The sequence below is a fragment of the Micromonospora sp. NPDC048947 genome (genome assembly GCF_040649495.1).
Classification (GTDB): domain Bacteria; phylum Actinomycetota; class Actinomycetes; order Mycobacteriales; family Micromonosporaceae; genus Micromonospora; species Micromonospora alfalfae.
Window position 1 is genome coordinate 61,448 of record NZ_JBEZFO010000007.1, and the last position, 12,862, is coordinate 74,309.

The 12,862-nt window shown below is 70.3% G+C and carries 6 protein-coding genes; 1 reads left to right on the forward strand and 5 read right to left on the reverse strand.

Features of this window, described 5'->3' with window-relative positions:
* The first annotated feature begins 140 nt into the window (after positions 1-140).
* Positions 141-1,490, forward strand: coding sequence for a cellulose binding domain-containing protein (locus AB0B98_RS12415; RefSeq protein ID WP_357362517.1), 1,350 nt, complete (start codon positions 141-143; stop codon positions 1,488-1,490).
* 41 nt (positions 1,491-1,531) lie between these two features.
* Here AB0B98_RS12415 and miaB read toward each other — a convergent pair whose 3' ends face one another.
* From miaB to AB0B98_RS12440, 5 genes are all read right to left on the reverse strand, one after another.
* Positions 1,532-3,025: a tRNA (N6-isopentenyl adenosine(37)-C2)-methylthiotransferase MiaB gene (gene miaB / locus AB0B98_RS12420; protein ID WP_357362519.1), complete on the reverse strand. Its 1,494-nt coding sequence runs from the start codon at positions 3,023-3,025 to the stop codon at positions 1,532-1,534.
* 178 nt (positions 3,026-3,203) lie between these two features.
* Positions 3,204-7,064, reverse strand: a complete 3,861-nt coding sequence (fxsT, locus tag AB0B98_RS12425) for an FxSxx-COOH system tetratricopeptide repeat protein (protein WP_357362521.1) — start codon at positions 7,062-7,064, stop codon at positions 3,204-3,206.
* A 49-nt stretch (positions 7,065-7,113) separates the two neighbouring features.
* Entirely contained in the window at positions 7,114-10,974 is a 3,861-nt protein-coding gene (gene fxsT / locus AB0B98_RS12430; RefSeq protein ID WP_357362523.1) for an FxSxx-COOH system tetratricopeptide repeat protein, read from the reverse strand.
* A complete protein-coding gene (locus AB0B98_RS12435; protein WP_357362525.1) occupies positions 10,964-12,208 on the reverse strand; it encodes a TIR-like protein FxsC in 1,245 nt (414 codons plus the stop codon). The genes fxsT (AB0B98_RS12430) and AB0B98_RS12435 overlap by 11 nt, the downstream gene beginning before the upstream one ends.
* The gene (locus tag AB0B98_RS12440; RefSeq protein ID WP_357284167.1) at positions 12,205-12,822 is read right to left on the reverse strand and encodes a TIR-like protein FxsC; all 618 of its coding nucleotides are present in this window, start codon (positions 12,820-12,822) and stop codon (positions 12,205-12,207) included. Before AB0B98_RS12440 ends, AB0B98_RS12435 begins: the two co-directional genes overlap by 4 nt.
* Positions 12,823-12,862 lie beyond the last annotated feature (40 nt).

The following is a 12,862-nucleotide window of genomic DNA, read 5'->3' on the forward strand; positions in this document are numbered from 1 at the left end:
TGGTGGGCGCGAGCGCGGGAGCCGCTTTCCTTCACGAACCTGCACTGGCGGGCCCGAGGACCACTGGTCCCGGCCGAGATTCGCCGCCCACGGGCATGGGCGTCGCGACACCTCCGTCCGCCTCACCGAAAGGAAGCAGCATGCGCACAGGACGGCGTCGAATGACGCTGATCGCCACCACGGCCGCAGCCACCGCCACACTGGTCACCGCCGGGCTGTTGACCTCCGTGTCCGCCCAGGCGGCCGCCGGCTGCCAGGTGGCCTACTCGGTCGCCAGCCAGTGGCCGGGCGGATTCACCGGCAACGTCACCGTCACCAATCTCGGCGACCCGGTCTCCGGGTGGACGCTGCGCTGGTCCTACGCGGCCGGTCAACAGGTCAGCCAGGCGTGGGGTGCCACCGCCTCGCAGAGCGGCAGCCAGGTCTCCGCCACCAACGTCGACTACAACGGCAACCTGGCGACAAACGCCAGCGCCACGTTCGGCTTCAACGCGAGTTGGAACAGCTCCAGCAACCCGGCTCCGAGCAGCTTCAGCCTGAACAACGTCGCCTGCACCGGCAGCACCGCACCGACCACCCCGCCGCCGACCGACCCGCCACCGTCGAGCACTCCCCCGCCCAGCACGCAGCCGCCGTCGACGCTGGTCGGCTGGGCCACCCAGAACGGCGGCACCACCGGTGGCGGCAACGCCGCCACCACCACAGTCACCACGGCCTCCGCGCTGACCAGCGCGCTGAACGCGACCGGCGCCGCGGTGATCCGGGTGTCCGGAACGATCACCTGCTCGGGCATGCTGCGGGTCCGGTCCAACAAGACCATCCTCGGCAACTACGGCGCGACCATCGTCGGCTGCGGGCTCAACGTCAGCGGTGACCGCAACGTGATCATCCGCAACCTGACCTTCCGCAACTGGAACGACGACGCGATCAACGTGCAGGAGTCGGCCACCAACATCTGGATCGACCACAACAGCTTCAGCAACGGGTACGACGGCGCCGTCGACATCAAGCGCGGCTCGGACTTCGTCACCGTCTCGTGGAACCGGGTCTTCAGCCACGACAAGACGATGCTGCTCGGTCACAGCGACGACAACGCCAGCCAGGACGTCGGTCACCTGCGGGTGAGCTACCACCACAACTGGTTCGACGGCAGCAACCAGCGCAACCCCCGGGTACGCTTCGGCAACCCGGTGCACGTCTACAACAACTACTACCGGGCCAACGGCGGCTACGGCGTGGCGTCCACCGAGAACGCCGGCGTGCTCGTCGAGGGCAACTACTTCGAGAACGTCGACGACCCGTACCACCTCGGTGAGGGGGATTCCGGGCCCGGCCGCTTGGTCGCCCGCAACAACCACTTCGTCAACTCACCCACCGGCCAGGCCGGCGGCAGCGTGGCCAGCATCCCGTACTCCTACCAGCTGGACACCGCGAGCAACATCAAGTCCATCGTGACGGCGGGCGCCGGCGCCGGCAAGATCACCGTCTGACCACGGAAGGGGCCCCTCGTCCAGGGGCCCCTTCCGTGCGGTCAGTGGGTGGCGCAGCCAGCGACGGGAGCGGGCGCGACCGGCGGTGCGCCGATCGTCGGCAGACCGAGCAACACCCCAGGGGTACGCGGGGAGCGACCCGCCTCGGCCGCGTCACCGGCCCGGGTGCGACGGTGCGCCACCGGCGGGCCGTCGGCGTTCAGGTGGTGCGGCGCGGCGTACGTGACAGTGGTGTGCACGATGTCCCCCGGCCGGATCTGCCCAGCGAGGGACTCACCGTCGGCGGTCTCGGTCGCGAAGTGCACAAGTCGACCGTCGCGGGCCCGACCGGACATCCGGCCGGTCCGCTCGTCCTTGCGGCCCTCGCCGACAGCGACCAGCACCTCGACGGTCTCACCGACGAGGCGCTTGTTCTCCGCCCAGGTGATCTCCTCGACGCAGGCGATCAACCGCTCGTAGCGCTCCTGCACGACCTGCTTGGGCAACTGGTCGTCCATTGTCGCGGCGGGGGTGCCGGGCCGCTTCGAGTACTGGAAGGTGAAGGCCGAGGAGAACCGGGCCGCCCGGACCACGTCCAGGGTGCGCTGGAAGTCGGCCTCGGTCTCACCGGGGAAGCCGACGATGATGTCGGTGGTGATCGCCGCGTCCGGCATCGCCGCGCGGACCTTCTCGATGATCCCCAGGTAGCGCTCGGAGCGGTAGGACCGGCGCATCGCCCGGAGCACGTCGTCGGAGCCGGACTGCAACGGCATGTGCAGCGAGTGGCAGACGTTCGGCGTCTCGGCCATCGCGGCGATCACGTCGTCGGTGAAGTCCTTCGGGTGCGGGCTGGTGAAGCGCACGCGCTCCAACCCGTCGATGTCGCCGCAGGCCCGCAGCAGCTTGCCGAACGCGTACCGGTCGCCGAACTCCACGCCGTACGAGTTGACGTTCTGCCCGAGCAGGGTCACCTCCAGCACGCCCTCGTCGACGAGCGCGCGCACCTCGGAGAGGATGTCGCCGGGGCGTCGGTCCTTCTCCTTGCCGCGCAGCGCCGGCACGATGCAGAACGTGCAGGTGTTGTTGCACCCCACCGAGATCGACACCCAGCCGGCGTACGTCGACTCGCGGCGGGTGGGCAGCGTGGACGGGAAGACGTCGAGGGACTCCAGGATCTCCACCTCGGCGGCGGCGTTGTGCCGGGCCCGCTCCAACAGCACCGGCAGCGCGCCGATGTTGTGGGTGCCGAAGACCACGTCCACCCAGGGGGCCTTGCGGACGATGTCGCCCCGATCCTTCTGGGCGAGGCAGCCGCCGACAGCGATCTGCATCCCGGGGTGCTTGTCCTTCACCGGGCGCAGCCGACCGAGGTTGCCGTAGAGCCGGTTGTCCGCGTTTTCCCGCACCGCGCAGGTGTTGAAGACCACGATGTCCGGGGTGTCGTCGCCAGCCTGTGCACGCTCGTATCCCGCCTGCTCAAGCAGGCCGGAGATGCGTTCGGAGTCGTGCACGTTCATCTGGCAGCCGTACGTGACGACGTTGTAGGTCCTAGCCACCCTGTTGGTGCCCCTTCCCCTCGGGCTACCAGGGTAGCGGCCCGGTCCGGGGGGACCTCCGACCGGCATTGTCCGGTCCTGCGGCGTCGGCCCGGCGACCTGGCGACCCGGCGCGCCCGACCCGTGGTGAGGGTCGACGGCCCCGGCTGGCGCGCCCGACCCGGACTGGCGTCTTCGATCAGAACAGGTGCGGGTCGATCATCCGAACGATGAGCCGCTCTTCGCGCAGGTCCTGCACGCTGGGGTGCTCCGGGCCGATGACCTCGGCCAGCCGGTCCGCCACCGCCCCGACGTCCTCCACGGGAGCGCCGCCGCCGACGTGCCTCGACACCAGGGCGAGATCACCGAGGCAACGCAGCGTGTCGGGGTGGTCCGCGCCGAGCACCGCCGACAGCCGCGCGGCGGTCTCTCGCAGCAGGTCCGACGCCGACACCCGGTCATCCTCCTCGGCGAGACACACAGCGTGGTTCACCTCGGCGGCGAGGGTGTGCGGGTGGTCGGGGCCGAGCACCTTGCGCAACTCAGTGGCCGCCCGGGCAGCCGACGCACGGGCTTGCGACCTGCGGCCGAGCGCGTGCTGAGCCGCGGCGATGTTGGTCAACGTCGCCAGGGTGCACGGGTGCTCCCGGCCGAGCCGCAGACCCAACTCGTACGCCTCGGTGACCGCGTTCATCTCGGTCAGCGCCTGAGCCGCATCGCCGACGGCCAGCAGATTCGCCGCCCGGCTCGCCCGGCATGCCACAGTGTCGGGGTTGTCCGGGCCGAAGCGTTCGTCGAGTTCGCGGTACGCCGTCTCGAACATCGGCGCGGCCTCGCTGCCCCGCCCGCAGCTGCGCAGGGACACCGCCAGGTTGATCTGGGCGGCGAGACTCTGGCCGTCATCCGGCCCGAGCACCTCGCAGTACGTGTCGTACACAGCGCGTAGCAGGGTGGCCGACCTCTCGTATTCGCCAGCTTCCCGCAGGTCGATGCCGAGGCGCATGGCGGAGACGATGGTGCCCGGGTGGGTGGGGCCGAGCACCAGCCGCCGCCGCTGATGCACCTCGTCGTCCCAGCGACGGGCCGACCGGTAGTCGCCGACCAGCCGGTACGAGACGGCGAGGTCGCTTGCCGCGGTCAACGTCCGTGGGTGGTCCTCGCCGAACACCTGGAGCCAGGAGGCGTAGGTGGAACGGTTCCGTTCCAGGGCCTCGGCGTAGCGGCCGAGCGCCCGCATGTCACCGCCGAGGCTGCCGGCGGTCATCAGGGTGTGCGGGTGCAGCGAGCCCAGGAGTTGGCTCTGCTCGGCCAGCACCGCCTCGTCCAGGTCCCGGGCCTCGTTGAACCGGCCCAGGCTGCGCAGGATGTTCGCCCTGTTGAACCGTAGGTGCAGCAGTTGGCGGCCCAGCACCGACGCCTCGCCCTCGTCGTTCGTGTCGCCGAGCCGAGCGGACCAGTTCTCGTCCACCTCCTGGCTCAAGGCGTCGGCCTGCTCCAGACCGCCGCGCTGCCACAGATAACACACCCGGTCGATCAGCAGCTGACACACCGACTCGTCCGGGCAGGTCAGCGCCTCGGAAACCTCCAGGTGCGGCCAGAGCATGCGCAGCCGAGCCCAGGTGGTCGGGTCGTCCACGTCGCCACGAGGTCGGGACGCGGCCAGCACCAGGTGCACCTGGTGTCGGGCAGCGGTGATCTCGTCGTCGGTCATCCGGTCGCGGACCACCGCCTGCAACAGCCGGTGCACCTGGACCCGACCGCCCTGAACGTCCAGTTTCAGCAGTGCCAGGCGGTTGATCTGCTGAACCAGGGCGCCGCGCACGAGCCGCTCCGACACCGATGGGTCGAACGGCACGAGAGCAGCCGCCATCTCGTCGCTGTAGATGAGTTCGAGGGCGATCTCGGGGGCCAGCACCGAGCAGAGCTGCAGCAGCCGGTACGCGGCGGGCGCCTGGTTCAGCAGCCGGTTCAGGGCCAGGTCCCAGGTCGCCTCGATGGAGAGGGCGGTGGGACCGTGCCGTTCGATCTGCCGCAGGTAGTCGGCGACCGACGTGCCGGTGTCGGCGAGCCAGGCCCCCGCCGCAGCCACCGCGATCGGCAGGTCACCGAGCGCCTCGGCCACCCGGTCCGCCTCCTCGGCGCTGATAGTGGGCACCCGCTGGGCGAGGTGCGCCACGCTCTCGGTGCGGTCGAAGACGTCCACCTGGATCGGGTTCGCCCGGTCACCCCAGGCGCGGTTGCGGGAGGTCAGCAGGACGTGCCCGGGGCCCTGCGGCAGGAAGGGCTCGATCTGGTCGAGCTCTTCGGCGTTGTCGAACACGATGAGCCACCGCTCGTACGGCTCACCGCGCCCGAGCACCTGGAGCATTGACCGGACCGTGTCGGGCACTGTCGGCCCGGCGAGGATGCCGAGACGAGCGGCGAGGTCGGCGAGGGCGATGTCGACGAACTGCGGCGGGTCCGCCACGATCCACCAGACCACGTCGTACGCGGCCTTGAACCGGTGGACGTATTCCAGAGCCACCTGCGTCTTACCGACGCCACCCATGCCCTGCAGAGCGACCGGCAGCACCACCGCCGTACCGCCGCTGCGCAACTGCGCGCGCAGCCGCGCCAGGTCGTCCTCACGGCCGGTGAAGCGCGCGTTCCGGTTGGGGGCGTTGAAGACCAACGGCTCGGTGGCGGGGTAGCGGACATTCCCGCCCGCCGGGCCGTCCGCTGAGGGCGGCACCGGCCGGCCGAACAGCCGCAACACCCGCTCCACGGCGGTCGCGGCGCTCACGTTGACCAGGTTGGTGGAATTCTGCGACTGGAATTCCGCCAGCGGACGAAGGTCGGCGACGTACACGGCCAGGGCCGTGGAACCGGTGCTCGTGTCCCGGTCAGGCAGACCGCCGGACGGCGTCGCCACGTAGGCCGGCGAGACCACCGTCAGCGTGCGCGGGGCGGGGACGTCGACGCTGGCCGTGGGCTCCACCACCCGCAGCCCCGCCGAGTTGAGCACCCGCTCCAGCCACTCGGCCCAGATGGCGTCCTCCGGTGCGTACCGCAGCATGATCTCGTCGTCGATCGCCTCGGTGCGGCGGCGGAAACGGGCCTCCCCCCGCTCCCGCACCGACTCGTCCATCAGCGGCAGCGCGGTCACCGCGCCGTCGGTGAGAATCCCGGTCAACGTCTCGTATGCGGCCAGCAGTGACGTCGGCGAGCCGGGCGGATCACAAAAAGTCGCCAGCTTCTCCTCGTACGCGTAGAACGGTCGGTACGGCACCTCCACCGCGGTCCAGTAACGCCGCCGTTCCGCCTCGGTCATGCCGGCCGGCAACCCGGCGAACCGCCGCATGGCCAGCAGGCGACCCGCCTCCGCCCGCTCCTTCTCGGCCTGGTCGACCCGCATCGGCACCGGCAGGACCCGGATGTCGCGCCGCCGGTACCGGTCCCGGACCGAGTGCGCCACCCGGGCCGCGCCGTCGATGCCCTGGTCGCTGAGGGTGAAGCAGTCGACAAGGGTGTCCGGCAGGTGCAGGGTGCAGATGTCGGCGACGTCGCTGAGCCCCGTCCGGCTGTCGATCAGGGTGAAGTCGTACTGGCGCTTCATGTCCGCCCGCATCGCCTCGAAGAACTGCGCCCCGCCCAGCCGGTTGTAGAAGTTGTCCCAATCCAGCCCGCTCACCGAGACGGCGTAGTCGCTGTTCTGCCGGCCGGCGGAGAGGAAGTCGAGACCGCCGTCGCCGGGGAAGTTCCAGCGCAGCGGGAACGTGTGCCGCCCGACCCGGGCGTACTGCTCCATCCAGCGGTCCGGCCGGTCGTCGACCCGGGTGGTCTCCCACTCGTAGTCACGGATCATGTCGATCACACCGCTGGCGCCCTGGATCGCTTCGGCGTCGAGGAACGGATGGAAGAAGCGGTGCAGACCGGGGGACTCGAGGTCCCAGTCGGCGACGAGCACCCGCCGGCCGCTGGCCGCCAGGATCCAGGCCACGTTGGCCAGCGCCATCGTCCGACCCGTTCCCCCCTTGAACGAGTAGAAGGTGACGACCTGGCCTTCGCGGTCGTTGTTCATCGGCATGCTCCGTGGGGACGCGGTGGGCCCGGCCTGGTGTCGTACGGGCTCAGAACGGATGAGGGTCGATGATCCGGGCGACCAGGCGCCCGTCCCGCAGCGCCCGCACGCCCGGGTGGTCGGCCCCGACGACCTCGCCCAACGAGACGACCGGGGCGGCCGTCGGCGGCCGGTCGCCCACGTTCTCGCGCACGACGAGCGCCATGTTCGCCTGGCACCGCAGGGCGTCCGGATGGCGGGAACCGGACGCGGCCAGCCAACGCTCGGCGGTTGCGCGGAGGTGATCGAGCGCGGCGTCCCGGTCCCCCTCCTCGGCGAGGCAGATCCCGAGGTTCTCCTCAGCGGCGAGGGTGTGCGGGTGGTCCGGGCCGAGCACCTCGCGCAGGGCAACGGCCGCCCGTTCGGCAGTCGCGCGAGCCTCGGCAACCCGGCCCACGGCCCGCTGCGCCACGGCGAGGTTGCTGAACGCACCGAGGGTATGCGGATGGGTGGCCCCTAGCCGCTGCTCGTAGATCCTTGCCACCTGCGTCGCCTCGGCCACCGCGCGTTCGGTCTCGCCGAGTGCCAGCAGATTCGCGACCAGCGCCGCCTGGCAGATCAACGTTTCGGGATTGTCCCGCCCGAACTTCTCCTCGAGCACCGGGTACGCCGCGTCGAGCAGTGCGGCTGCCTCCGCCAACTGGCCCGCGCTCCGCAGCGACACCGCGAGACTGACCTGAGCGTTCAGCGTGTCCCCCGCCTCGCTGCCGATCTCCTTCAGGCTGGCGAGTTGTTCGTGCACCGTGCGCAGCATCTTGGCCGAGTTGGCGTACTCACCGGCCTCCCGCAGGTCGCGTGCCAGCTGGGCGGCCGAGTGCACTGTGTACGGATGTTCCGGGCCGAGCACCTGCCGGCGGAGCTGGAACACCGCCTCGTCCCTACGGCGCGCCGAGCGGAAGTCGCCCACCAGGCGATAGGAGTGTGCGAGGTTGTTGGCCGCGAAGAGCGTGCGTGGATGGTATTCGCCGAACTCCTCACTCCACGCGTCGTAGGTTTCCTGATCACGCTCGATCGCGTCGGTGTAGCGGCCGAGGGCGCGCAGATCCGCACCCAGGCTGCCGGCGGTCATCAGGGTGTGCGAATGCCTGTCACCCAGCAGCGCCCGCTGCGCTTCGTGAGTCTCCTGGTCCAGGTCGTAGGCCTCGACGTAGTGGGCGAGCGCCCGCAGCACGTTCGCACGGTTGAAGCGCAGGTGCAGCAACTGCCGACGCAACGTGGCGAGTTCCTCGGTGCCGTAGAGGCGGTCCCGCCGCTTCGACCAGACCGCGTCGACCTCCTTGGCGAACGCGTTCGCCGCGTCGAGTTCTCCCTGACGCCAGAGATACCGCACCCGGTCGATCATCAGCTCCCGGACCGACTCGTCCTTGCTGCCCATCGCGCCCGAGGCCTCGATGTGCGGCCAGAGCCTGCGGAACCTGTCCCAGGTACGCGGATCGTCGGCGTCACCGCCGGGCCACGCCTTGCCCAGCACCAGGTGCGCCCGGTGTCGGGTGTCGGCGATCTCGTCCGGGGTCATTCCGCCCCGGACCACCGCCTGGAGCAAACGGTGCACCAGGATCCGTTGCTCGGACATGTTCATCGTGAGGAGCGCCGACCGGTTGATCCGCTGGACCAGCCGCCCGATCATCATGGGCTCCGACACCGCGGGATCGAACGGCGCCAACGTCTTCACCATCTCGTCGTTGTAGAGCAGACCCAGGTCTATCTCGGGGGCCAGCACCGAGCAGAGCTGCAACAGCCGGTACGCCGCCGGGAACTGGGCGCGCAGCCGCGCCAACGAAAGATCCCAGGTGGCCTCCACGGAGAGGGCGCTGGGACCTTGCCGCTCGATCTGCTCCAGGTACGCGTCGACCGAGGTACCGGTGTCTGCCAGGTAGGCGCCGGCCGTGGCCACCGCCACCGCCAGGTCCCCGAGCGCGTCGGCGATCCGGTCCGCCTCCTGGTCGGTGAGGGTGGGCACCCGACGTTGCAGGTGGGCGACGCTCTCCTTACGGGCGAAGACGTCGACCTGGATCAGCGTGGCCCGCTCCCCCCAACCCTGGTTGCGCGAGGTGAGCAACACGTGCCCGCCGCGCGGCAGGAATCGCTTGAACGGGTCGATCTCCTCGGCGTTGTCGATCACCAACAGCCAACGCCCGGGCTCACCCCGCCCCAACGCCTCCAGCACCGCGCGTGCGTTGTCCGCCTGGTCCGGGTTGCCACCGACGCCGAGCCGGTCGGCGAAGGCCGCCAGCGACTTCTCCACGTCGGCGCCGATCGACTCCGTAGCGCCAGCGGAAATCCACAGCACCGCGTCGTAGGCGGACTTGAACCGATGCGCGTATTCCAGGGCCAGCTCGGTCTTGCCGACCCCACCCATCCCCTGCAATGCGACCGGCACGGCAACCGGTCCGGTCAGGCGTCGGCGCAGGAGGGCCAGCTCATTCTCCCGACCGGTGAACCGCGCGTTGCGGTTCGGGGCCTCGAAGACGGCCGGCTCGGCGGCCGGGAAACGCAGGCCGCCGTCCACCTGGCCCTCGAGTCGGAGCGGTAACGGGCCCCCCACCAGCCGCAGTAGCCGCTCAGCGGCGGTCGCCGCGGTGATGTTGGCCAGTTGGGTCGAGGAGGCCACCGCGAACTCCGCGAGTGGCCGCAGATCGCTCACGTAGACCGCGAGCGGAGTGGTGTCGACGGTCGGGTCCCGCGGAGGCAACGCGGCTGGGGGCAGGGCCACGTAGGCAGGGGAGAGAATGGTCAGCGTACGGGCCGGCGGGCGGGCGCCGCTCTCGATCGGCTGGGTTCCGTCGACGACGCGAATCTGCGCCGAGCTGAGCACTTTCTCGATCCACTCCGCCCAGACCGCGTCCTCCGGTGCGTAGCGGAGCATGAGGTCGTCGCCGGGGAGCTTGTGGCGACGCCGGAAGCGGGCCTTCTCCCGCTCGCGCACCGACTCGTCCATCGGCGGCATCGCGTGCACCTCGCCGTTGGTCAACTGCGCGGTCAGCGTCTCGAACGCCGCCAGCAGCGATGTGGGCGAGCCCGGCGTGTCGCCGAAGGTCGCCAACGTCTCCTCGTACGCGTAGAAGGGCCGGTACGGCACCTCCACCGCCGCCCAGTAGCGGCGCCGATCCTCCTCCGTCATCCCGGTGGGCAGACCGGCGAAGCGGTGCATCGCGAGGGCACGCCCGGCGTCGGCTTTCTCCTTCTCCGCCTGGTCGACCCGCATCGGCACCGGCAGGATCCGAATGCCGCGGCGCGAGGGGTGCACGGCGACGGTTCTGGCGACCTGAGCGGCACCCTCGATGCCCTGGTCGCTGAGGGTGAAGCAGTCGACAAGGGTGTCCGGCAGGTGCAGGGTGCAGATGTCGGCGACGTCGCTGAGCCCCGTCCGGCTGTCGATCAAGGTGTAGTCGTACTCGCGCTTCATGTCCTCGCGGAGGGCCTCGAAGAACTGCGCACCGCCCAACCGGTGGTAGAAGGTGTCCCAGTCCAGCCCGTTCACCGAAACGGCGTAATCGTCGTTCTGCCGGCCAGCGGAGAGGAAGTTCAACCCGCCGCCGCCGGGAAACTCCCAGGCCAGGGAGAAGGCGTACCGGTTGACCCGGGCGAACTGCTCCACCCAGCCCTCCGGCCGTACCGCCTCGCGGATGGTCTCCGACTCGTAGTCCCGGATCAGGTCGACGACCCCGGCCGTGCCGCCGATCGTCGACACGTCCAGGAAGGGGTGGAAGAAGCGGTGCAGCCCTGGCGATTCCAGGTCCCAGTCGGTGACCAGCACCCGCTTGCCGTTGGCAGCGAGGATCCACGCGACGTTGGCCAGCGCCATCGTCCGGCCCGTTCCGCCCTTGAACGAGTAGAAGGTGACTATCTGACCGTCGCGCTCAGTGCTCATCGGGCATCTCCGGGGCTTCGAACGATGACGGGGCCGGGTTGCGAAGGCTGGGCGGCCGGGTAACAGGCCCCGGTGCCGGGAACACCGCGCCGTGCTTCAGGTAGAGCCGCCGGGCCTCGGTCACCACTGTCGGCATCAGACCCGCGAACTCGTCCGTCCGCCCGACCCACCGCGCTCGCGTCGCGCCCGCGTCCTGCAGCACGCCCAGGACCAGCCGCGCCAGGTCGGCGCCGCGGTGCGCGTCGCGCGGGTCGTCGGCGTCGGTCACCACGAGCGGCACCACCCACGGCGGCAGTGCCCGCGCGGCGGCCCGCAGAGCGGGTACACCGCCGGAAAGCTCGGTGAACCACGGGTCGATCAGAAGGGCGCCGGGGCGGATCTCGAGCAGGTCCCCGGCGTCGGCGAAGTCACTCGTGTGCACCGACAGTCCGAGCCGCTCGGCGATGCTCGCGGCGTACTCGGCCACCGGAAGCTCCTGCCGGGCCCCGAAGGGACGCCAGAGCCGGCTGCGCTCCGCGTACCAGGAGGCCTCCCGACCCTCGGGCGGCCGATCCCGGGTGGGTGCCAGCACCGTCACCACGAAGTCCGGGTTGGCCGCGATCCGCCGCGACACGTCGAGCGTCGGCGCCCGGGACGGACGCAGCCAGACGCGTTGGGTGGGCTCCACGATCCGCCGGGCCAGCCGCCCGAGCAGGATCTGGTACGGCTGCTGGTACGCGCCGAGCATGCAGAGCGCACGCATGCCGTTCTCGGCGTACTCGGGCACGTCCCGACCCAGATCCAGCGCCGCGTCGAGTTCGGGATGCTCCTCCCAACTGGGCACCGGGATCCAGAGGACCGGCACCACGTGGTCGGCCGGCACGACCTGGGACGCCGGCTCCCCGGCAGCGCGGAGCAGCCGGGTGAGGAAGGACTCCTGCTCGCCCAGCGCCCATGATCTGCTGAAGTAGCCCGGCGAGTAGAGCGGCACGAACACCTGGGCCGCGCCGATGGCGTCCGCCAGGGCCGCCTTCACGTCGGCGCCCGGTGGGATGGACTGGTCGATGAAACCGATCTCCACGCCCGGTCGCGGGGACACCAGCCGACCCACCTCACCCGACAGATCCGCGAAAAATCGGTCGACCCAGACGTCGGTGTCGGTGCGGGCACCCAGCAGCGGCGCCGAATGCGCGTAACTCAGGAAGAAGTAGGTCTGGCGAGTCGGCGCCCGCCCCTCGGCGGTGAGCGGCGTCATGCGGCTGCCTCCTCGGTGAAGAGCGTGCGCAGCTCATCGGTGCCCGCGGGCACCAGCGGGTGGACGTGATAGGCCCGATGGATCGCCACCACCCGCTGGGCGAGACGCCACACCACCGCGCGGTACGCCTGCTCCCGTTGCATGGTCAGCAAGCCGTAGACCCCTTCCTGCTCGTACTGGCGCGCGACGGTGTTGTCATCAGGTAACGCGGTCGGCGAGAACCGTTGGATGGCACGAATGCTCGGCGGCAGCGACGCCTCGGTGGTCGGTGACCAGTTGACGGGCACGATCGCCGTCTCGTGCGCGGAGCTGCCCGGGACGCGTGGTTCGATCTGACGCCGCGCGAAGGCATGCCATTCCATGGCACACCAGGTGCTGCTGATGAACGAGCTGGACACCAACGGAATGAACACCTGGCAGGTGCCGGCGGCGCGCAACAACTCGGGGGTCCAACGCTCACCGCCGCCCAGTGAGCTGTCCATGAATCCGGGGTCGACCCCGGTCGGCAGGCCGACCAGCTCGCTGACATGGGTGGAGAGGTCGTCGAAGAACCGCGAGAGGTATTCCTGGGGGGTGTTACCGGCGCGCCGGATCTGCGGACGTGAATAGCTCACGAAGAACAGCGGGGTTCGCGTATCAGCGACTACTACCGCT

Coding starts and splice junctions, on each gene's coding strand:
- AB0B98_RS12415 (WP_357362517.1), top strand. CDS start 141: ATGCGCACAGGACGGCGTCGAATGACGCTGATCGCCACCACGGCCGCA.
- fxsT (WP_357362521.1), bottom strand. CDS start 7,064: ATGAACAACGACCGCGAAGGCCAGGTCGTCACCTTCTACTCGTTCAAG.
- fxsT (WP_357362523.1), bottom strand. CDS start 10,974: ATGAGCACTGAGCGCGACGGTCAGATAGTCACCTTCTACTCGTTCAAG.
- AB0B98_RS12435 (WP_357362525.1), bottom strand. CDS start 12,208: ATGACGCCGCTCACCGCCGAGGGGCGGGCGCCGACTCGCCAGACCTAC.